Source organism: Paraburkholderia flagellata (assembly GCF_021390645.1).
GTDB lineage: Bacteria > Pseudomonadota > Gammaproteobacteria > Burkholderiales > Burkholderiaceae > Paraburkholderia > Paraburkholderia flagellata.
The window spans coordinates 896844-918444 of sequence record NZ_JAJEJT010000004.1 but is presented as its reverse complement, the minus strand read 5'-3'; the positions used below and the strand labels follow the sequence as shown (position 1 = coordinate 918444).

Annotated in this window: 18 protein-coding genes; 13 read left to right on the top strand and 5 right to left on the bottom strand. The window is 67.8% G+C overall.

Annotation, left to right across the window (positions count from 1 at the left end; all coding sequences use genetic code 11):
- The first annotated feature begins 133 nt into the window (after positions 1-133).
- The 7 genes from L0U83_RS34745 (at position 134) to L0U83_RS34715 (ending at position 8965) form a co-directional block, all read left to right on the top strand.
- Complete coding sequence (locus L0U83_RS34745) at positions 134-1807, top strand: methyl-accepting chemotaxis protein (RefSeq protein WP_233888669.1); 1674 nt, start codon at positions 134-136, stop codon at positions 1805-1807.
- 13 nt (positions 1808-1820) lie between these two features.
- Positions 1821-2315: a chemotaxis protein CheW gene (locus L0U83_RS34740; RefSeq protein WP_233888668.1), complete on the top strand. Its 495-nt coding sequence runs from the start codon at positions 1821-1823 to the stop codon at positions 2313-2315.
- The gene (locus L0U83_RS34735; RefSeq protein WP_233888667.1) at positions 2312-3787 is read left to right on the top strand and encodes a CheR family methyltransferase; all 1476 of its coding nucleotides are present in this window, start codon (positions 2312-2314) and stop codon (positions 3785-3787) included. The genes L0U83_RS34740 and L0U83_RS34735 overlap by 4 nt, the downstream gene beginning before the upstream one ends.
- Positions 3780-4466, top strand: a complete 687-nt coding sequence (locus L0U83_RS34730; RefSeq protein ID WP_233888666.1) for a chemotaxis protein CheW — start codon at positions 3780-3782, stop codon at positions 4464-4466. Before L0U83_RS34735 ends, L0U83_RS34730 begins: the two co-directional genes overlap by 8 nt.
- Positions 4463-6760 (top strand): hybrid sensor histidine kinase/response regulator, encoded by a 2298-nt coding sequence (locus tag L0U83_RS34725; protein WP_233888665.1) that lies wholly within the window; start codon positions 4463-4465, stop codon positions 6758-6760. Before L0U83_RS34730 ends, L0U83_RS34725 begins: the two co-directional genes overlap by 4 nt.
- Entirely contained in the window at positions 6757-7782 is a 1026-nt protein-coding gene (locus L0U83_RS34720; RefSeq protein WP_233888664.1) for a chemotaxis response regulator protein-glutamate methylesterase, read from the top strand. The genes L0U83_RS34725 and L0U83_RS34720 overlap by 4 nt, the downstream gene beginning before the upstream one ends.
- Positions 7783-7981: 199 nt before the next feature.
- Positions 7982-8965, top strand: coding sequence for a diguanylate cyclase (locus tag L0U83_RS34715; RefSeq protein WP_233889173.1), 984 nt, complete (start codon positions 7982-7984; stop codon positions 8963-8965).
- 19 nt (positions 8966-8984) lie between these two features.
- On the opposite strand, the gene L0U83_RS34710 is transcribed toward L0U83_RS34715, so the two are convergent.
- Positions 8985-11177: an NHL repeat-containing protein gene (locus L0U83_RS34710; RefSeq protein WP_373321172.1), complete on the bottom strand. Its 2193-nt coding sequence runs from the start codon at positions 11175-11177 to the stop codon at positions 8985-8987.
- Between the two features lie 267 nt (positions 11178-11444).
- Here L0U83_RS34710 and L0U83_RS34705 point away from each other — a divergent pair, with 267 nt between their 5' ends.
- Genes L0U83_RS34705 through L0U83_RS34695 form a run of 3 tightly spaced genes read left to right on the top strand, consistent with a single transcriptional unit; the run spans position 11445 to position 13613 of the window.
- Positions 11445-12176, top strand: a complete 732-nt coding sequence (locus L0U83_RS34705; RefSeq protein ID WP_233888663.1) for a transcriptional regulator — start codon at positions 11445-11447, stop codon at positions 12174-12176.
- Between the two features lie 55 nt (positions 12177-12231).
- Complete coding sequence (locus L0U83_RS34700) at positions 12232-12750, top strand: sigma-70 family RNA polymerase sigma factor (RefSeq protein ID WP_201700794.1); 519 nt, start codon at positions 12232-12234, stop codon at positions 12748-12750.
- Positions 12747-13613, top strand: coding sequence for an anti-sigma factor family protein (locus tag L0U83_RS34695; RefSeq protein WP_233888662.1), 867 nt, complete (start codon positions 12747-12749; stop codon positions 13611-13613). Before L0U83_RS34700 ends, L0U83_RS34695 begins: the two co-directional genes overlap by 4 nt.
- A gap of 73 nt (positions 13614-13686) precedes the next feature.
- On the opposite strand, the gene L0U83_RS34690 is transcribed toward L0U83_RS34695, so the two are convergent.
- From L0U83_RS34690 to L0U83_RS34675, 4 genes are all read right to left on the bottom strand, one after another.
- Complete coding sequence (locus L0U83_RS34690; RefSeq protein ID WP_233888661.1) at positions 13687-15501, bottom strand: trypsin-like peptidase domain-containing protein; 1815 nt, start codon at positions 15499-15501, stop codon at positions 13687-13689.
- A 316-nt stretch (positions 15502-15817) separates the two neighbouring features.
- The gene (locus L0U83_RS34685; RefSeq protein ID WP_373321188.1) at positions 15818-16153 is read right to left on the bottom strand and encodes a DUF4148 domain-containing protein; all 336 of its coding nucleotides are present in this window, start codon (positions 16151-16153) and stop codon (positions 15818-15820) included.
- A 133-nt stretch (positions 16154-16286) separates the two neighbouring features.
- On the bottom strand, positions 16287-16856 hold the full coding sequence (locus L0U83_RS34680) for a chromate transporter (RefSeq protein ID WP_233888659.1): 570 nt from the start codon (positions 16854-16856) through the stop codon (positions 16287-16289).
- Entirely contained in the window at positions 16853-17425 is a 573-nt protein-coding gene (locus tag L0U83_RS34675) for a chromate transporter (protein ID WP_233888658.1), read from the bottom strand. The genes L0U83_RS34680 and L0U83_RS34675 overlap by 4 nt, the downstream gene beginning before the upstream one ends.
- Positions 17426-17735: 310 nt before the next feature.
- Here L0U83_RS34675 and L0U83_RS34670 point away from each other — a divergent pair, with 310 nt between their 5' ends.
- The 3 genes from L0U83_RS34670 (at position 17736) to L0U83_RS34660 (ending at position 21544) form a co-directional block, all read left to right on the top strand.
- Entirely contained in the window at positions 17736-18839 is a 1104-nt protein-coding gene (locus L0U83_RS34670) for an extracellular catalytic domain type 1 short-chain-length polyhydroxyalkanoate depolymerase (protein WP_233888657.1), read from the top strand.
- A gap of 291 nt (positions 18840-19130) precedes the next feature.
- Positions 19131-20384, top strand: a complete 1254-nt coding sequence (locus L0U83_RS34665) for a DUF1479 domain-containing protein (RefSeq protein ID WP_233888656.1) — start codon at positions 19131-19133, stop codon at positions 20382-20384.
- Between the two features lie 116 nt (positions 20385-20500).
- The gene (locus L0U83_RS34660; protein WP_233889169.1) at positions 20501-21544 is read left to right on the top strand and encodes a transporter; all 1044 of its coding nucleotides are present in this window, start codon (positions 20501-20503) and stop codon (positions 21542-21544) included.
- Positions 21545-21601 lie beyond the last annotated feature (57 nt).

Sequence of the window (21601 nt, the reverse complement as noted above, 5' to 3'; positions counted from 1 at the left end):
CCAAAAAAGTGCGCAAACGCATTACACTACGGCGGTCAAGGCCGCCGCGCGCGGCCTCGCCCTGCGCAGCCGCGCCCCGCCTCGCCGGCAGGGGGGGGGCGCCGGCAAACGCCACCGGAGAGTCCCAAGCGCAATGAGCACCGCCATGCCCCGTTCCGGCCAAGCCGGCCTGCCGCGACAAACCCAGGGTCGCTACACCCTCGGCACACGCATCGTGCTCAGTTTTGGCTTGCTGTTCGTGCTGATGCTCGCGATGGCCGCCGTCTCCTGGGACCGCCTGCGCGCCATCGACAGCGAAGCGATGAGCCTCACGCACGATTCGGTGCCGGGCCTGTTCTACGCGACCTCGCTGCGCGCGGCGGCCAACCAGACGTATAGCCTCGTGGAGCGCGCGGCCTTTGTCGACGCCGATCCCGAAAGCATTGCACGCGATGTTGCCGCGCTGCCCGCGGCCATGGCGCAGGTGGACGAGAACGCGCGGCAGTACGAGCGCTCGCTCTTTCGCGCCGACGACCGTGAGCGATTCCAGCGGTTTCGCGACGCCTACGCGCACTATCTGCCAATGGCGAAGGCCGTGGCAAGTCAACTGCCCGCATCGCGCCCGGCAGCGCAGGCCGCGTTCATGCAAATCGGGCCCGCGTGGCAGGACGTGATCGCCACGGCCAATGCGCTCGTCGACGAGAACCGTCAGCAGGCCGATGAATCCGCGCAGACCATTCGCAATTCGGTCACGGGCACGGAAATCACGCTCGCCACGGCGCTCGGCGTCGTGCTGATCGCCGCGCTCGCTACGGGCTACGCGCTTTATCGCGCGATCACGGTGCCGATGGCGCGGCTCGTGGAGGTGCACGACTCCATGCGCACCGGCAACCTCTCGCAGCGCCTCGCGTTGAACCGCGGCGACGAATTCGGCGTCCTGGAGGACGGCTTCAACCGCATGAGCGACGAACTGGCGAGCCTCGTGGCCCAGGCGCAGAAGTCGTCGCTGCAGGTCACGACGTCCGTGGCCGAAGTGGCCGCGACCTCTAAGGAACAGCAGGCCACGGCGAGCGAGACGGCGGCCACGACGACCGAGATCGGCGCGACCTCGCGCGAGATTTTCGCCACGGCGCGCGACCTCGTGCGCACCATGAGCGAGGTGGCGACGGTGGCCGAGCAGTCGGCCGGGCTCGCCAGCACGAGCCAGAGCGGCCTCACGCACATGGAAGACACCATGCGCAGCGTGATGGAGGCGGCGGGGTCGGTGAACGCGAAGCTCGCCATCCTCAACGAGAAGGCCGTCAGCATCAATCAGGTCGTGGCGACGATCACGAAGGTGGCCGACCAGACCAATCTGCTTTCGCTGAACGCGGCGATCGAAGCGGAGAAGGCGGGCGAGTACGGGCGCGGCTTCTCGGTGGTCGCCACCGAGATCCGGCGCCTCGCCGACCAGACGGCGGTGGCGACCTACGACATCGAGCAGACCGTGAAGGAGATCCAGTCGGCGGTGTCGGCGGGCGTGATGGGCATGGACAAGTTCGCGGAAGAAGTGCGGCGCGGCATGCACGACGTGCAGGCCGTGGGCGCGCAGCTTTCGCAGATCATCGGCGCGGTGCAGACGCTCGCGCCGCGCTTCCAGGTCGTGAACGACGGCATGCAGGCGCAGGCCACGAGCGCCGAGCAGATCACCCAGGCGCTCACGCAGCTTTCCGAAGCCGCCCAGCAGACGGCGGAGTCGCTGCGCCAGTCGTCGCAGGCCATCGACAATCTCACGCTCGTCGCCAACGAACTGCGCACCGGCGTGTCGCGGTTCAGGATCGAGGCGTGACGCGGGAGCGGCGATGCTCTTCCTGGTGTTCGAACTGGACGGCGAGCGTTACGCGCTCGAGGCCCGCGAGATCGCGCATGTGCTGCCGCTGGCTCCCGTGCGCGCGTTTCCGGGCACGCCCGCGTATATCGCCGGCGTGATCGATTACGAGGGCGCGCCGGTGCCCGTGGTCGACCTGCCGATGCTCGCGCTCGGACGGCCCGCACGCGCGCTCATGTCCACGCGGCTCGTGCTCGTGTACGACCGTGGCGATGACGCTGGCGCGACGGCATCCGGCGCACCGCCGCGCCGCCTCGCGTTGCTGCTCGAAGGCGCGACGCGCACGCAGTCGATCGCGCCCGAGCGTTTCGCCGAAGGCGGCATCGCCACGCCTGAGGCGCGCTGGCTTGGCCCCGTCGCGCCCGACGAGCGCGGTTTCGTGCAGTGGGTGAAAGTCGCCCATCTGCTCGACGCGCGCGTGCGCGCGCTGCTCTTTCCCGAGCCGCCCACGTGGCAAGGCGCACCATGAGACAGGCCGACCCGCGCTTTGCCGCATGGCTGCTCGAAGAAACCGGTATCGACGCCGAATCGCTGGGCGCCAACGCGCTCGCGCGCGCGGTGGGCGCACGGGCGGCGGTGACGGTCGAGGTCGCGGCGGATCTGCATCCGGCCGAAACGCGCAAGGAGTGGATGAGCGGCGCCGCGCTGCCCGAATGGGCGCGCGAAGCGTACTGGCAGCGTCTCACGACCATGCCCGCCGAGCGTCAGGCGCTGATCGACGCGCTGGTGGTGCCCGAGACCTGGTTTTTTCGCGAGCGCGAGGCCTTCGCCGCGCTCGCGCGCCTTGGCGCGAAGCGGTTGGCCGCGCAGCCGGGCGAAGTGCTGCGCGTGCTGAGCGCACCGTGTTCGAGCGGCGAGGAACCGTACTCGGCCGCAATGGCACTGCTCGACGCGGGGCTCACACACGAGCAGTTCGCCATCGACGCGATCGATATCAGCGGGCAGTCCATCACGGCGGCCGCGCGCGGCGTGTACGGCCGCAATGCGTTTCGCGGCGACGGCCTCGCGTTTCGCGAGCGCTACTTCGAGGCGACGCCCGACGGATGGCGTATCTCCGCGACGGTGCGGCGCGCCGTGACGTTCGAGCGCGCGAACCTGTTCGATTGGCTCGCACCGCACCCGGTGCGCTACGACTTCATTTTCTGCCGCAACGTGCTGATCTATTTCGACCGCGCCGCGCAGGACCGCGCGATCGACCTCGTGCGTGCGCGCCTCACGACGGGTGGCATGATCTTCGTCGGACCGGCGGAAACCGGGCTGATGATGCGGCACGAGATGGTGTCCGCCTATATTCCGCTCGCGTTCGGTTTTCGCACGCCTGAACCCGGCGCAACGGTGGATCATCATCCGGCGAGCCCGGCGGCGGCGGTGCCGCCTGCGCTCACGCCACTGCCGGTGATCGCGGCCACGGCAGCGGCGAGCGCATTCGCCAGCGCACCGGTGTTCACGCCGCTAGACGCGCCCGTAGCCGCGGCGGCGCGCCGGACCGCGCCGCCGCGGCTCTCGCTGCGGCCCTTGCACGGTGCGCCGGCTCCGCGCGCCGCCGCCGTGGTGCGCGCGCCGGCTCCGGGCGCGGAGTCGACCGGCTCCACGCCCGAAGCCGCGCTCGCCGACGCACGGCGCCTCGCCGATGCAGGCGCGCTCGACGAAGCCGAACGGCTCGCCGCGCAAGCGGCGAAGGCGCTGGCGCAGAACGCGGGCACCTGGTATCTGTTGGGCCTGATCGCCGATGCGCAGGGCCGTGCCGCCGAAGCGCTCGCGCACTATCGCAAGGCCATCTATCTGGAGCCTTCGCACTACGAAGCGCTCACGCATCTGGCGGCGCTGCTCGAAGTGCAGGGCGATGGCGACGGTGCCCGCCGCCTGATGCGCCGGGCGCAGCGCGCGGCGCAGGAAATGGCGCGGCGCGGCGCAGCGGACGCAGGAGGCACGCATGCCTGAGCGCGATTTCACGGAGGACCCGGTGCTCGCAGCGCAACCGCTCGACCCATGCTGGAAAACCATCGGCACGCTCGGCGACAACTCGTGCCCGCGCCTTGAAACGTGCGTGCGTTGCCTGAATTGCGCGGTTTTCGAGGAAGCGGCGGCGCGCATGCTCGACCGGCCCGCACCGCTTGTGTCATCCGCGCTTGCGCCCGAACGCGCGCCTGAGCCTGCCGGAGCGCCGACGCGCCACGAAGGCTCGCTCGTGTTTCGCGTGGGCAGCGAATGGCTCGCGCTGCCCGCTACCGCGCTGCGCCAGGTGGACGAAGCGCGCGCCATCCACACGTTGCCACACCGGCGCAGCGCCGCTGTGCTGGGCGTCGTGAACGTGCGCGGCGTGCTCACGCTCGCGGTATCGTTGGCGGCGCTTTTGCGTATCGAAACCGCCGGCGCGCAAGCGCGCGCCGCCACGCCGCGCCTGCTCGTGACCGAATGGGCGGGCGCGACGACGGCGTTTCCCGTCGATGCCGTGGAGGGCGTGACGAGCTTCGGCGCCGACGCGCTCCTGCCTGCGCCCGCCACGCTCGCGCAATCGGCCGGGCGGCATGTGCGCGGCGTGACGCACTGGCGCGGGCGTTCGGTGGGCGTGCTCGACGCTGACGGGCTGTTCGATGCGCTTGCAAGGAGTTTGCGATGAGCGACGACGAACTGAGCCGCCGCTCGCTGCTCGACCTCTTCCAGGAAGAGGCCGCGGCGCAGACGCGCACGCTTTCCGCGGGCCTGCTCGCGCTCGAATCCGCTCCCGAGGATGCCGCGACGCTCGAAGCCTGCATGCGCGCCACGCACTCGCTCAAGGGCGCGGCGCGCATTGTCGGACTGCCCGAGGCGGTCGAGGTGGCGAGCGCGATGGAGGATTGCTTCGTGGCCGCGCAGCGCGGCGAGTTGCGCGTTGACGCGGCGCGCATCGATGCACTGCTCGTAGGCATCGATTTGCTGATTGCGGCGGGCGACGTCTCGGCAACGCCGCTTTCGAGCGAAGCGGTCGAGGCGTTCGTTGCGCGCCTGCAGGGCGGTGTGCAGCCCAGCGCGGCCGACGCTGCCGCGAGCGTGCGTGCCCCAGAGGCCGATGACCTCGCCGCTCTGGCGGCGTCGCTGCGTCTGCCCGAGCCGGAGCATGACGCCGTGGCGTCCGCCGACGTCGAGCCTGCCGTATTGGCGCGCCCCGCGCAGCCCCGTGCAGCCGACGCCGAACGCATGCTGCGCGTGCGCGCCGGCACGCTCGACCGCTTGCTCGGTTTCGCAGGTGAATCGCTGGTGGAGTCGCGCCGCATGCGGCCGTTCGCCGATGGTCTTTTGCGCACACGCCGCGCGCAAGGCGACGTGCTCGCGGCGCTGGGACAGTTCCAGGAACGCCACGCCGATGCGCTCGACGCCGATGCACGCGCTGCGCTCGCCGGCATTCGCGACGCGATGGCGTCGCTGGATCATCAGCTATCCGAACGATTCGACGATATCGACCGCATTGACCGGCGCGGCACGCAACTCGCGCAGCATCTTTACGACGAGGCCCTGCAATGCCGCATGCGGCCATTCGGCGACACGGCGCACACGTATCCGCGCATCGTGCGCGACCTTGCGCGCTCGCTCGGCAAGCGCGTGCGTTTCGCGATTGCCGGCGAGTCTACCCAGGTCGATCGCGACATCCTCGAGATGCTCGACGCGCCGCTCGGCCACCTGCTGCGCAATGCGCTCGATCACGGTATCGAGGACTCCGAAACGAGACGGCGCGCTGGCAAGCCCGAAGAGGCAAGCCTCACGCTCGAAGCGCGTCATAGCGCGGGCAAACTGCTGATCGCCGTGGCCGACGACGGCGCAGGCATCGATCTGGACGCACTGCGCGCGAACATCGTCGCGCGCTCGCTCGCGCAGCGCGAGGCCGTTGCCGCGATGTCCGACGCCGAGTTGTTCGACTTCCTGCTGCTGCCGGGCTTCTCGCTGCGCGACACCGTAACCGACGTGTCGGGCCGCGGCGTAGGCCTCGACGCCGTGCAGAACTTCGCGAAGGCCGTGCGCGGCACGGTGCGCATCGAGAGCGCGGCGGGGCAGGGCACGCGCTTCGTGCTGCAGTTGCCGCTCACGCTCTCGGTGGTGCGCAGCCTCATCGTCGAGGTCGCGGGCGAAGCCTATGGGTTTCCGCTCGCGCACGTGCGCCGCGCGCTCAGCGTGCCGCGCAGCACGATCGAGATGCTCGAAGGCCAGCAGCACATTGCCTTCGAAGGGCGGCCCGTGGGACTCGTGACCGCGCGTCAATTGCTCGGCGCAGGCGCCGAGCCCACGGCCACGGAAGACCTGAACGTGGTGCTGGTGGGCAGCGAAGCGGGTCTTTATGGCGTGGCCGTGGACCGCTTCGCAGGCGAGCGCACGCTCGCCGTGCAGCCGCTCGACACCCGTCTGGGCAAGGTGCGCAACGTGTCGGCCGCGGCGTTGCTCGACGACGGCGAGGTTGCGCTGATCGTCGACGTGGAGGACATCGTGACGTCGGTTGGGCGTCTCGTGCGCGACGGCCAGCTTGCGGGCGTGGCGCGCGGCGGGGCACAGGAAGGGGCCCGCGCACGCAAGCGCGTTCTCGTTGTCGAGGACTCCTTGACGGTGCGTGAGCTGGAGCGCAAGCTGCTCGAAAAGCGCGGCTATGACGTGACAGTGGCGGTGGACGGCATGGACGGCTGGAACACCTTGCGCAACGCGCACTTCGACCTCGTGATCACCGACGTCGACATGCCGCGCATGGACGGCATCGAACTCGTCACGATGATCAAGAGCGACGCGATGCATCGCAGCGTGCCGGTGATGATCGTCTCGTACAAGGATCGTGAAGACGACCGGCGGCGCGGCCTCGACGCGGGCGCCGACTACTATCTGACCAAGGGCAGCTTCCACGACGAAGCGCTGCTCGACGCCGTGAACGACCTGATCGGAGAGTCGACGGGATGAAAATCGGTATCGCCAACGACATGCCGCTCGCAGTCGAGGCACTGCGGCACGCCATCGCGACGCGGCCAGGCCATCGCGTGCTGTGGGTCGCAGCGAACGGCGAGGAAGCCGTGCAGTTCTGCGCGGCGCAAGTGCCCGACGTGATCCTCATGGATCTCGTGATGCCGAAACTCGACGGCGTGGAGGCTACGCGGCAGATCATGGCGCGCTCGCCGTGCCCCATTTTGATCGTGACGAGCAGCGTGGGTGCGAACGCCTGGCGCGTGTACGAGGCGATGGGCGCGGGCGCGCTCGATGCCGTCGATACGCCCACGCTCGCCGGGCCCGATACGCGCCGCACGATGGACCTGTTGCTCGCGAAGATCGAGCAGATCGGGCGCGTTTCCGGCGCGCTCGATTTCACCGCGCGCGCGTCGGGCGCAGCAGTGCCAGGCGTGTCGAAGGCGCCGCTCGTCGCGATCGGCGCCTCGGCGGGCGGCCCTGGCGCGCTCGCCGCCGTGCTCGGCGCGCTGCCCGCCGGTTTCGGCGCGAGCATCGTGATCGTGCAGCACGTGGACCAGTCGTTCGCCGCGGGCATGGCCGACTGGCTCGACGGACAGACCCCGCTCACGGTGCGCATTGCGCTCGAAGGCGAGGAGCCTGCGCCCGGCTGCGTGCTGCTCGCCGCGACCAACGATCATCTGCACATGACAGCGGGCGGCAAGCTGGCTTACACTCGCGAGCCGGCCGACACACCATACCGTCCCTCCGTCGATACGTTCTTTCACAGCCTCGTCGAGCGCTGGACGGGCGAGGCGATTGGCGTGCTGCTCACCGGCATGGGGCGCGACGGCGCCATCGGCCTGAAGGCGATGCGCGCCAAGGGCTGGCACACCATCGCACAGGACGAGGCGACCAGCGCCGTGTACGGCATGCCCAAGGCGGCGGCGGCGCTGTTCGCCGCGCGCGCGATCCTGCCGCTCGACGCCATTGCCCCCGAGCTTGCGAGCCGGGTGAAATCACTGCATCAATCTGCCGGCTAAACGCCAGCCATCACGAGACGCGACCGACATCATGACCGAGAAGTCCACTCTTCCAACCAGCGCAGACGTTGCCGATGGCACGGGCCTCGAGACGGGCCTCGATGTGGCCCGCGACCCCAGCAGCGCCGACGACGCCTCGCTCGCCGTCGCGCTGGAGGCCGTGCGCAGCGCGCTTGAGCAACCGCTGCCCACCACCGAGATGCCGATGATGGTGCTGCTGGTGGACGACCAGGCGATCGTGGCCGAGGCCGTGCGCCGGGCGCTCGCGAGCGAGCGCGAGATCGACTTCCACTATTGCGCGCATCCCGACCAGGCCGTGCGCACCGCCGAGGAAGTGCGCCCGACCGTGATCCTGCAGGACCTCGTGATGCCGGGCACCGACGGCCTCACGCTCGTGCGCGCCTATCGCGCGAACGAAGCGACGCGCGACGTGCCGATCATCGTGCTTTCCACCAAGGAAGAGCCCGCCATCAAGAGCGCGGCGTTCGCCTCGGGCGCGAACGATTACCTCGTCAAGCTGCCGGACAGCGTCGAGCTGATCGCGCGCGTGAAATATCATTCGCGATCCTACGTAAACATGCTCCAGCGCGACGAAGCGTATCGCGCGCTGCGCCGCTCGCAGCAGGAACTGCTCCGCGCGAACCTCGAACTGCGCCGCCTCACGCATTCGGATGGCCTTACGGGCCTCTCGAACCGGCGTTATCTCGACGAATTCCTGAGCGCCGAGTGGAAACGCGCGGAGCGCGAGCGCACCGAAGTGTCGCTGCTGATGATCGACGTGGACTACTTCAAGCCCTATAACGACACCTACGGCCACGTGGCCGGCGACAACGTGCTGCGCTCGGTGGCGACGACGATCCGTCGCGAGATACGTCAACCGCGCGATCTCGTGGCGCGCTTCGGCGGCGAGGAGTTCGCAGTCGTTTTGCCGGGCACGGGCAGCGCGGGCGCGCGTCTGCTTGCCGAGAAAATGCGCCGCGACGTGGCGGGACTCGCGCTGCCGCACGTGGGCTCGGCCGTGAGCGAGCACCTCACGATCAGCATCGGCGTGGCCACGCTCACGCCCGCGCCGGGGCTCGCGGAAACGGCGCTGATCGAGGAAGCCGACGCCGCGCTCTACCGGGCCAAGCGCGATGGGCGTAATCGCGTGGCGTTTTCCACGCACGTGACGGAGCGCGGGTAAGGCATCGAGGCGTCGGGGTTCAACCCGGCGTCCAGTCATACATCAGGATTTTCGCGCGCGCGTCGTCCTCCACGAGCACCACGTAGTCGCCGTTGTCGCGCCGCGCCGCGCTCATGCCCATATAAATGTCCACCCATCCGCTCGTGTTGCCCACGTTGGCACCGGGCGTCATCGAGCCGACGAGCTGGCCGCTGCGCGCGTCGTACACGTCGATCTTCTGCGTGTATAGCTCGGCGATGAACACGTAGTTTCCGGCCACGGCGATGCCCACCGTCGTCACCTGCGGACTGCTGCTCTTGTTCCAGGGCAACGACGCCTGCCATGTGAGCGTGGGCGAACCGCTCGACCAGTTGTCATAGCGCGCGAGCACAGGCCCCGCTTCCTTCCAGTGCGACGCATCCCACGGAATGTCCGCGGTGAAGCCGGTGATGTACATCGTGTCGGTTTCGGCTAGGTAGACAATGCGCGCAATGCGGTTGAACGGCGCGGGCATCGGGAACATCTTCGACGATGCGTAGGTGTACTGGGGATTGCCCTGTGCGTCGAGCCCTTGCATCGGCATCTCACGGATACCCGAAAGCGGCGTGGCGAGCCACACGTTGCCGGGCGTGTCCACCCACCAGTAGCCGTTGCCGACAGTCGCGCCCGTCGAGGGGTTCGAGGTGATCTCGCTGGCGTCCACATGGCCGTCGCCGTTTGCGTCGCGCCACATCCATTCGCCGTAGGTTGGTTGACCAGCGGGCCAATTGCCCGGCATCGGATTCTGGGCGAGCAGGCCCGAGGGAATTGCGACGTCGCCATCGGTTGCGGGCGAGTAGCGGTAGATGTTCAGGTAGTGTGCGTACTGGTCGAGCGTATAGAGGAACCGCCGGCCGTCGAAGCGGCGCACCATCGGCGAGCCGCGCACGCCGCGCGTGGAATGGAGCGCAGGATCGTCGGGATAGCTGAAGCGATTGAGCGTGAAGCCGCCATAGGTCCATTGCTTGCCAGGCGCCTGGCCGTAGTCGAGCGTGAAGCGTTTCGAGCCGGTAAAGACGTTCGCGGTATTGGCCGGGTCGAAGGCGGCGGCATCGACGAAGGTGAGGCCATAGAGGCGCCAGCCCAGCGAGCGCCCGCTCATCACGTAGCTTTCGAGCACAGCGCCCTGGCCTACGAGCGCGGTGCCATATGGTCGTGGCCCCTGGCCGTTCTGCGCGACGTACAGATTGCCCGCCTGGTCGTAGCCAATGCTGGTGATGCCGTTGAAGCGCCAGTCGCCGGGCTTGCCCTCCAGGACGTGGAAGATGCCCTGGCGCGTGCCCAGCGTGCCCGCTGCCGCCATCTGGCCGTTCGACGCGCGCGCGTAGAGCAGGATCTGTTGCGAGGGGCCGTTGTCGGCAATCGAGAGCTGGCCGGATGGCGCGAAGGCGAGGTCGGTCGGCACGGTGCCCGCGGGCAGCACGGGCGCATCGTTGAGCGCGGTGCCGTCCTCGCGGTAGTGACCGATGCTCGGGCCATTCGCGTCCTGCAAGCCCTGGATCAGCCACAGCGTGCCGTCGCTCGCGAGCGCGATGCGCCCCGGCGTGGGCACGGTGAACGAACGCAGTTGACGCATGGTCTGCGCGTCGTAGACCACGATGCGGTTGTCCGCGGTATCGGAAACGTACAACTCGGCATCGGTGGCCGCGAGGCCGCGCACGGCGCCGTCGCTGCCGCCCGGCGCGGCGAGCACGCGCAGGAAGCTGTTTTTCGTCGCGTTCGCGCTGTTGCCAATGCCGCTTGCGAACGGCGCGCCCTGCGCCACGTTCGAGCGCAGACGGCGCGTCACGCCGAACCACGTCTGGTTCGCGGGCGGATAGTCCGCGCCCACGAGGCCGTTGCTCTCGTTGCCGATCGACATCGCGGCATACACATAGGTGCTGTTCGCCGCGATGGCGTCGCCGCCCGCGTTGCCCCAGCCGTGCGTGTTGCCGGCCACGGCGAGCTTGTCGCCGCCGCGGTAAACGCCGATCTCGCTGCCGCTTTCGTCCCAGGGCGCGTTTGCATAGACGGTGCCGTCGGGCGCGACGGCAATGGCCTCCACGTCTTGCTGTATCCACTTGGCGTCACCGAAACCGAAGCTGTTGCCGATCCAGGACGTGTTGTAGTTGAGCGCGCTTTGCGCAACAGAGGGTTGAATGGCGAGACCTTGCAGCGCGACTGACAAGGCAATGAGGCGAGCAGCATTTTTCACTTGAATTCCCGTAAATCACGAACCTGCCGCACGGTGTACGGCAGTTGGGCGTGATGCTCGCACGCGCTTTTAAGGAAATAATTCAAATATTATTCAATGCGGGTAATGTGGCGTTTTTTTATGCGGATGCGATGAATGAGCGGCCCGCGCGGCGCAAAATCGCTCGAGCGCAGCGCAAAAAGGGGAATTTCGCCGCCCGCAGGAATAATCCGCGCCCGCCGCGTGTTAGTTCCCGCATCGCCACCCAATCAGCATCGAACCACGATCATGAAGTTCCGCGGGCCGCTCGACGAGCCGCCAGTTTCCGAAGCCGATATCCAGGCCTATAGCGACGGCACGCTTGCAGGCGCGCGCGCGGCACACGTTCGGCACTACCTTGCGGGCAAGCCTGGCGAATGGCATCGCATCCTGTTTTACCGGCGCCTGAACGCCCAGATCCGCGCCGCGTACCCGGCGCAGGCCGCACAGACGACGTACTCGCGCACCGCTGCGAACCGAGGCAGGCGGGTGTTGCGCTACGCTACCGCTCTTGCGGCGGCCCTGGCGCTGGTGGCCGCGGCATTGGGGTGGATTGCCGTGACGCAACCGTCGCAGCAAGTGCTGAACAACGCCGCGGTCATGGCTCTGATGGAGGCGGAAAACGCGCAGCCAGAGGCGCTGGAATCAGGCGCGGCGCGTGCGCCGTTCGATTTTAGCGCGGCCGGTCTGCACTTTCTCGGCGGCGGCGAAGTGCGGGTTGGCCCGTTTGCGAGCGCGCAGCGCTATGTCTACGAGAACAGCCAGGGCGAGCGCGTGGTGCTGCTCGCGAGCCGCGCGTGGCTGGCGGGCGCGGCGCCCCAATGGAGCGCGCACCGCGCGGGTCCGCTGAGGCTTTTGATGTGGCGCGAGCGCGGCACGCGCTGGGTGCTCGCGGGCAACGCGCAAACGCGCGGCCTGATGCGCGCAGCGGACCTCGCGACGCTCGCCACGCCGCCGGCGCGCGAGGGCGACGGATCGTGAAGCCGCCCGACGATGCAAACCGCGCAATGACCCTTGCAGCAATCCAGGATGAAACATGGACATCCGTGACGAGCTGATAGAACACGTGCCGCGCCTGCGACGCTACGCGCGCGCGCTGATCAACAACCGCGAGCTCGCCGACGACCTCGTGCAGGACACGCTCGAACGTGCGATCGCTCGCACGGAGCTGTTTCGCCCGGGTACCGACCTGCGCGCCTGGCTTTTCACGATCATGCACAACATCTTCGTGAACCAGGTGCGTAAGTCGGCGGCGCGCGGCGCGCACGTTTCCGTCGACGACGAAAGCGTGCCCGAAACCGACTACGCCGTGCCCGCTACGCAGACGGGCGCGCTCGAAGTGCGCGATCTCGATTTCGCGCTGCAACGCCTTCCCGTGGAGCAGCGTGAAGTGGTGCTTTTGGTGGGGCTGGAGGAAATGAGTTACGCCGATGTCGCATTGGCGCTCGACATACCGATCGGTACGGTCATGTCGCGTCTTTCGAGGGGACGTGAGCGCCTGCGCGCGCTCATGGCCGGTTCCGTCCCGCGTGCGAATCTGAAGGTGGTGCGATGAGCGAGCAACAAAATCCAGTCACGCAAGACGAGATCCACGCCTACGTGGACGGCACGCTTTCCGAGGCGCGCCGCGCCGACGTGGAGCGCGAGCTCGAACGCAATCCCGAGCTCGCCGCGCGCGCGAGCGACTTCTTCGCGCTCAACAACCTGCTGCACGAGCGTTACGACCGCGTGCTCAACGAACCGCTGCCCGCTCGCCTGCGCGTGGCCGCGCCTGAGCCTCAGGCTAAAGCGGTGCATAACACGGGGCCGGCGACGCGGCCAGCGGCGAACTGGCCGCGCTTCGCGGGCCTCGCGGCGACGCTCGTGCTGGGCGTGGGAATCGGCTGGGGCATGCACCACGGCATGAGCGGCATGAGCAGCGCGGGCGGACCCCCAGGCGCGGCTGGCGGCGGCGAACTGCGTGCGGTGAGCGCGGACGGCTCCATGCGCTTCGCCCAGCAAGCGGCGCTCGCGCACGTGGTCTACATGCCGACGGTGGTGCGGCCCGATACGATGGACGACAGTCAGGAGCAGGACTTCGTGAAGTGGCTCGCCAACCGGCTCGGCACCAACGTGCGCGCGCCGATGCTCTCGAAGAGCGGCTTCGAGCTTTCGGGCGGCCGCTTGTTACCGGCCGACGACGGCGGCGAAGTCGCGCAGTTCATGTATCACAACGCGCAAGGCGAGCGCGTGACGCTCTGTATCTCGCACCGCAAGACGAGCGCCAACACCACCGCGTTCAAGCTGTATCAGGATGGACCGGTGAACGTGTTCTATTGGGTGGACGGGGATTTCGGGTATGCGCTTTCCGGCGGTATCGACCGCAAGGCGCTGCTGCAGCTCGCGCATGACGTTTATGCGCAATTGACGCCGCGGTGAGCGTCGCCGGGCGCGGGCACGGCGGCTCGAGGGGCCGCCATGCCGCGCTCGTCACCTGAGCGTCACACGAGTTTCACCTAACCTTCACTGCAACAAAGCTGCGCGCGTTATTGCGCTGAATCAGCAGCGACATGCTCTTCGTCGCCTTTGCTTCGAGCGCGGCGGCTTGCTCCTGCGATTCGACCAGCGTGTCGTCGAGCGACAGCACGACGTCGCCAGCCCGCACGCCCGCGGTCGCGGCGGGGCCAGTCGAGGCTTCCACCATCAAACCGAGCGGCAGGCCGGTCGAGCGCTTTTCCTCTTCGCTCAGTGCGTGCGCGATGAGGCCGAGGCGGTCCGCCGCGTGGCGCGGGGTCTGCGCGGTGACAGGTTGGGCGAGCGGGGCGCCCGTGTCCGTCATCACCGTCTTGACGGCGTGCACATTAGCCGGCGGCGTCTTGCTTGCCGGATCCCCGACGGCGGCCGCAGCTGGCGCGTCGGTCTTGTCTGCCGCCTGTGCGGCGTCGGTTGCTCGCGCCGCTGGTGCCCCTTCTGCCCCTGCCGCCGCCGCGGGCGCATCTTCCGCCTTGGCCTCGAACGCGGTGTTCGAGAAGCCGGCCACCGCCGGCTGCCGGTTGCGGATCACCTTGAGCGAGGCGGGTTTGGCTGGCGGTACGGCAGCGAGCGCGGCAGCGAGCGTCGCGGCCCGGTCGACGGGTTTCGTGCCGACCTGGACGATCACGTCGCCGGCCCGGATGCCCGCTTTGCCGATGGGCGAGGCGGGATCGACGGCGTCGACGAGCGCGCCGCCCGCGTGCGACAAGCCGAGCGCCGCCGCGAGCCCGGGGCTCACGTCTTCGACCTGCATGCCGAATGTGCGGATCGTGCCGCCAGTGCCTGCGCTCGTGGCGTTTGCCGCGTTCGCCGCATTGGGGCTGGCGGCGGGCGCCGCCTTGCGCGCCTGCAACTGGGCGCGGAACTGGTTGGCGGCGTCGATCGGAATCGCAAAAGTCAGGCCTTGGTAGCGGCCGCCGTCCGCGTAAATCTGCACGTCGATGCCGATCACCTCGCCCGCGCGATTGAAGATCGGGCCGCCGGAGTTGTCGGGGTTGACCGCCACGTCGGTCTGCAGGAACGGGAACGCCTGGCCGTCGGGCAGCGTGCGCGAAGTCGCGCTGAGGATGCCCGTCGTCACGGTGTTTTGATAGCTGTCCGGCGATCCGATCGAGAGCACCGGCTCGCCGGCGTGCACCTTCGCCGTCTCGGCGAGCTTCACGAACGGCAGATCGTGAGCGTCGATCTGCAGCACGGCAACGTCGCTTTGCGGGTCGACGGCGACCACCTCCGCCTTGAACTCGCGCTTGTCCGTGAGCCGCACGGTCACTTGATCGGCGTTGTCGACGACATGCGCCGTGGTGAGCACGACGCCATCGGGGCTGACGATGAACCCGGAGCCCGCGCCCGTCATGACGCGCGGCCCGCTGGCTTCGGCGTCAGACGTCGGCTTCGGCGCTCGCTTGAAGAACGCGGAGAAAGGATCGGCGTCGTCGATGGCCTCCTGCTCGGGCTGCATGGACGGGTCGTCGCCGCTGCGCGCGATCACGTGCACGACGGCAGGGCCGTAGCGCTCCGCGAGCGAGAAGAAGTCGGGTGTGGCGGCCGCCGGCGCGGATGTCTCGGCGGCGGCTTTCTGCGCGGCGGCCTTGTCGCTAGCCGCCTTGTCGTTAGCGGCCTTGTTGTTAGCGGCCGCTGCGCTGGCAGCTTTGTCGGCGGCGGCTTTGTTGGCGGGCGGCTTGGTGGAGGCCGCAGGCGGCGATGCCGCGTTCGCCTCAAAACAGAAAGCGCTGACAAGCGCGAGGGCAAGCGCGGCCGCGGGGCGCGAAGTGCGGGCGAAGTTCAGGCGGAGCACAGCACACCTCCCAGTGGTCATCGTGCTGGCGGGCGGCACACGATCGCGGATAGCAAACGAATGCCGACGCACATAGTGTAGTCATGTCGCGAGGCAATTGGGGGGCAGGGTTTGTCCTGTAGCGCACGCAATTCGGCACGGCGGCGTGACGGTGCATGCCCGGCGAATCGAAGACGGTGCTTAGCTTACGTTGCGGCTGGCCAGGACGCCTCGGGCGGGGGGGGGGGCGGCAAAAATACGCGCAAGATGCCCCGCTCGTCGCGAGCGGGGCGTTCGACTGAGGGAGGCAGCGGCTAGTGGGAGCCGACGATCGCTTTCAGCTACCCGAATACAGGTTGCAGAAGCTCACCGGCCCGACGCACGTCGTGCTCGGCGCGCGCGGCGCGCCGGCGTCGCTCGTGCCTTGCATGGGCGCGCCCATGCCGCTGGGTTCCTGTTGTTGCTTCTGTGCTTTCGCGTGAGCGACTTGCTGCGCGAATACAGGGCTCACATCGGGATACGAGGTATCGCTCACGAATTGCGAGCCGTTGGCCTGAGCTTCGATCAATTGCTGGCGTACCTGGGCACGCGTGAGTCCCTGCGCGGACGCGGTGGACACAGCGCCGATGGAAGCAGTCACGACGAGCAAGGCGAAAAGCGGGCGGCGGTTAATCATTTCGAACTCCTGATGAAATAGCATGGTTCGACGACCGGCTGGAGCACGGTCGCATCAACGGAGACTGCAATGGGTATACCGCGGCGGGTGAGCTGCTATTCCCGTGGAGTTGTAACGGCGGGGTGTTTTTCTACGTGAGCTGCACCTGGAGCCAATGCGGCAGGCCCGCGCCGATCAGGCTGACGCCAAACAGCGCAAGCGCGCCGGCAAGGAGAAGAACGAGCGGACTGACCCGCGTTCTGAGCAGCACGCAAAGCGACACGACGGCAATCGCCTTTGCGGGAAGGCCGCCATTCAGCGATTTGAGCAGCACCCAGCCCGCCGCGAGCATCATGCCGGCCGCGATGGGGCGCAGGCCGCGCTCGAGCGCCAACTGCCACGCCGCGCCCTGATAGCGGCCCCAGATATGCGTGACGCCGTAGATGAGGAAGCCCGTTGGCAGCAAGAGCGCTGCGGTCGCCACGAGCGCGCCCCAGAAACCGGCGACCTGCCAGCCGATCAGCGTGACGAGCAGCGAGCCCGGGCCCGGCGCCATGCGCGAAATCGCGAAGTCGGCGGCGAATTGCGAATGCGTCATCCATGGATGAACTTCCACGACCTGGCGCTGAATCTCCGCGACGATCGCCTGGCCGCCGCCGATCGTCACGAGCGAAAGTGGCGCGAAAATGGCAGCAAGCTGACCGAGCAGGCGTCCGTTCATCGCGCACCTCGGCGGATCGCCACGTATTCGTAGAGCACGCTCACCGAGCCGCCCGCCACGACCACCCACACCAGTGACAAACGCAGAATGCCGATTGCAAGAAAGGTCGCCGCCATGAGCAGCAGCGGAAGCCCTTGTCGCCGCACACGTCGCGCGGTGACGACACCCATCGACAGCGACAAGCCTGTGGCCGCTGCAGCGGCGCCAGCGATCAGGATCTGCGTGAGCGGATGGAAGATGAGCGCGCCGACCACGCTGCCAATCACGATGATCAGACACGCGGGCGGCACGACGATACCGGTGACGGCCACGGCGGCGCCACGCCAGCCGAGCAGCCGATACCCGATCCAGATCGCCATGTTCTTGACGTTGATGCCGGGCAGTGCCTGTGAGATGGCGAGCCCGTTGAGGAAGTCCTCTTCGCTGATCCAGTTGCGATCCTGAACGAATTCGCGCAACAGCCAGCCGCTCAAACCGCCGCCAAAGCTCGTCAAGCCAATGCGGCTGAATATCAGAAAGAGTCCGAGCAGCGTGGGGCGCGGCGGGGCGTTTGGCGTGGAAGCAGTCACGGGAATGGTGGAAAGCGGGTCATGCCGAACCGTTCGGCTACCGTTGCGTACGGCCTTTCTTTCCGGTTTCAGCGCGACTGAGTCTGTCTTTTACCGGTATTCGAATGGGCAGCGCGGCAACGGTGACCGAAATTATAGCGCCGCGACACTTGCGACGTTTAAGCAGTCAGCGGCGTGCTGTCACGCGAAATTCAGCGCGAGGTCAGGGCCGCTATGATGGTCGGACTCGCAGCGGCTCGATCGCTGTACAGCGGTGTCCGCCGCGTGGCTCCTGGCGTGACGTGAACAAAACGCCTTGTCGCCATTGCTCATGCCCAGGAAAAAGACCAGCGTCTGGCTCAAAGGTCTCGAACTGCTCACCCGCATGAGCACGACGCGACCGAAGAAAAAAACCACCGCACGCAAAGCGACGCCCGCCAAGGCCGCGCCGGTCGCGAGGCCGGTAGCCAAGCCGGCGAAGCGCGCCGGGAAGGCGCACGTGGGGCGTGCGCAACCGGTAGGCACGGGCGGCAGGTGGATCCGCTCCTATCATTCCGCGCCGCCCAGGGCCGGGCATCTCGTCAATCATCTCGCTTATGCGCTCTATCTGCCCGCTGGTGCGCTCAGCGCCACGGACCTGCCGCTCGTGGTCATGCTACACGGCTGCAAGCAGACGGCGGAGTCGTTCGCCGCAGGCACGCGGGTTTGCCGGCTGGCGGATCGGTCAGGCTTTGCCGTGCTGCTGCCCGAGCAGGCGAAAACCTCGCACGCACAGCGGTGCTGGCACTGGCACGGCGATCATGCGCAGTCGGAGGCGCCAGCGGTGGCCTCGCTCGTCGATGCGATCGCGCGCGAGCACGGATTCGACCGCGAGCGCATCTATCTCGCGGGCATCTCGGCGGGGGCGGGACTCGCGTCCGTGCTCGCCATGCGCTATGCGTGGCGCTTCGCGGCCGTGGGTCTGCACTCCGGGCCGGTATTCGGCGCGGCCACATCCACGATGAGCGCGATGAACGTCATGCGTCACGCCAGCCGCGAAGAGCCGGTGCATCTCGTCGATGCCGCGCTCGACGTCGCCGTGCATCCCGGTATGCCCGCGTTCATCGTGCAAGGCGAAATCGACGCGGTCGTGGACAGGCGCAACGCCATGCAGCTCGGCATGCAGTTCGCGCGTGTCAACCGGCTGCTCGACACGCAGGGTGAATTGCGCGTTGGCGAGATACGGACCTATAGCCGCGACGCGGTGGCGTACACCGACTATGTCAAATCGGGCAGGCTCGTCGTACGGGTGTGTGTCGTTCGAGGGCTCGGGCACTCATGGAGCGGCGGCGACCCGCGCGAACCGTTTCATTCGGATCGAGGCCCCGACGCGATGTCGATGATGTGGCAGTTCTTCCGGCGGCAACGTCAAAGCGCTGCAGGTGAAATGGCGTGAACGGGGTTCAGCCCTCGTTTGCGCGAACCTGGCACTGCCAGGGAAACGGCAATTGAGACGAGTGTGAATCCATGACCCACGCGCTGGTGGAAAACGCGTGGCCATAGCTGGCCACGTGGATTGCGCCGGAACATCTCTCGAATGATGGAGATATACAGCCAAACCTGCACGGTTGCCTGTTCAAAATTCGGAGGTGCGGGGAGAGGGATGCCGACCGGCTATCGCAGGCGTGTGCCATTCAAGCGTATGCTTGCGATTCAACGACGGCATTCAACCCCGATGGAGACACGCATGGCGGCACTTCAAATCGACGATGTCCCGGCCGCGATTCGGCAGGCCAAGCGCATGTTGCGCGCGCAACTGCCGAACTATCGCGAAGTGTTCGAGGAGGTCTCGCAGGCCATTGGCGAAGAAGCGCGGCACATCGCGCGGCTGCGCGAGGCCGGTGAGGCCGTGATTCCCGAGATCGCTTTCGCCGACATCGCGGCGCAGCGTGTGAGCGCCGAGGCGATTGCGCGCGTGAAAGCGCGCGGCGTCTGTGTGATCCGCCGCGTGTTCGAGCCGGAGCAGGCCGCGCGCTGGGACGCCGAAATCGCCGATTACGTGGCGCGCAACGATCTCGACGCGCGTGCCGCCGAACGCGCGGCGCAGCGCAATGCCCTCCCGCCGCAAGCGAGCCGTCCGCTGATCTATGGCGTCTACTGGTCGCGCCCGCAGGTGCAGGCGCGCGAGTCCGCCGAACTCACCGCCGCACGCGTCTTCCTCAACCGCCTGTGGCGCCACGAGAGCGAAGGGCGCGTGCATTTCGATCCTGACGTCGTGCCCGCCTACGCCGACCGTCTGCGGCGCCGGCCGCCCGGAACGGCCGCGCCCGGCCTCGCCGCGCATTGCGACGGCGGCGCAGTCGAGCGCTGGGTCGACGAGAGTTTCCGCCAGGTGTATCGCCACGTGTTCTCGGGCGACTGGCGGCGCTACGACCCATTCGACGGCGCTTACCGCACACACGCGAGCGAGATTCCTTCGCGCATCGCCTCGTCGATGTTCCGCACTTTCCAGGGCTGGACCGCGCTCACGCCGCAGGGGCCCGGCGACGGCACGCTGCAGGTCGTGCCGATCGCCAACGCGATGGCGTACGTCCTCCTGCGCGCGCTGCAGGACGACGTGGCCGAGGACGACCTGTGCGGCGCGCAGCCGGGGCGTGGGCTGCCGATTTCCGCCGAGTGGCACGCGCCGTTGTTCGATGCGCTGACATCGATTCCGCAGATGCAGGCTGGCGACACCGTGTTCTGGCACTGCGACGTGATTCACTCAGTGGAAGACGAGCACCGCGGCAGCGGTTACAGCAACGTGATGTACATTCCGGCCACACCGGGTTGTTCGAAGAACGACGCCTATTTGCAGCGCCAGTTGCCGAGTTTCCTCGAAGGCCGCAGTCCGCCCGACTTTCCGCCTGAGCACATCGAAGCCGATCTGGCGGATCGGGCAGGTGTGGCCGATCTCACCCCGCTCGGCCGTACACAGCTAGGTTTGCCCGGCGACGCTTGAGCCGCGTAACACAGGTAGATTACGCGCGCGTGTCGGGCGCATCGATTCGCGCGCTTGCTTGCCTGCAAAAGCACGCGTATGGCATGCTGTGCGCCGATCAACCGGCCACGACGACCATGGATTTCGCTTCGTCCGTCGCAACGTATGGCGCCGACCTGTCGGGGCTCGTTTGCGGTTTTCGCTTCACGCCCGGCCAGCCCGGTCAGCCCGTCACGTGCGACGATGTCCTCGAGGCGCTGCGGCGCACGCACGAGAGCGGCGAGCCGCAAGCCGCGAGCGACGATACGTTTTACTGGCTGCACTTCAATCTCGCCCATGCCGCGGCGCAACCGTGGATGCGCGCGCATCTCGACCTGCCCGACGCCTTCTTCGAGATGCTCGTGGAAGGCTCGCACTCCACACGCATCGAACACGTCGACAATGGGCTGTTCGCCGTGGTCAACGACGTGATGTTCGATTTCGAACTCACGCCCTCGCAGATCGCGACGCTCTGGTCATACACGCACGAGCGCATTCTCGTCACGGCGCGGCGCAAGCCGCTGCGCTCCATCGACCGTCTGCGCGGCTACGTGCGCAACGGCGAGACGTTCCGCTCGCCGGCCGAGTTGCTGATCCACTTGATGCGCGACCAGGCCGACCTGATGGTGGAGATCGTGCGTCGCACGAGCGTCGATGTCGATCGCGCCGAGGACCAGTTCCTCGCCTCGCGCCGCTTCGCGAGCCGCCACGAACTCGCGGCCATGCGGCGCATCCTGGTGCGCCTGCAACGCATGCTCGCGCCGGAGCCGGGCTCGATCTTCCGTCTGCTCGCGCGCCCGCCGCGCTGGCTCCAGACACCCGACATGCAGGACCTGCGCGAGGCAACCGAGGAGTTCTCGCTCGTGCTGGGCGACATGGCCGGACTCGTCGAGCGCATCAAGCTGTTGCAGGAAGAAATTGGTGCGCGGCTCGAAGAGCAGAACAACCGCACGCTGTTCACGCTCACGCTCGTCACCGTGCTCGCGCTGCCGATCAACATCGTCGCGGGCTTCTTCGGCATGAACGTGGGTGGCATTCCGCTTGCGGAGAACCGCCACGGCTTCTGGCTCATGGTGGTGCTCGTCGCGACCTTCACGGCGCTGCTGGGTTGGTGGGTGTTCCGCCGGCGCGGCGACACCTGAGGCTTGCGGGCCGCTTTCGGGCCGTCACGCGCGCGCTATATACTAGGCGCTCGAATT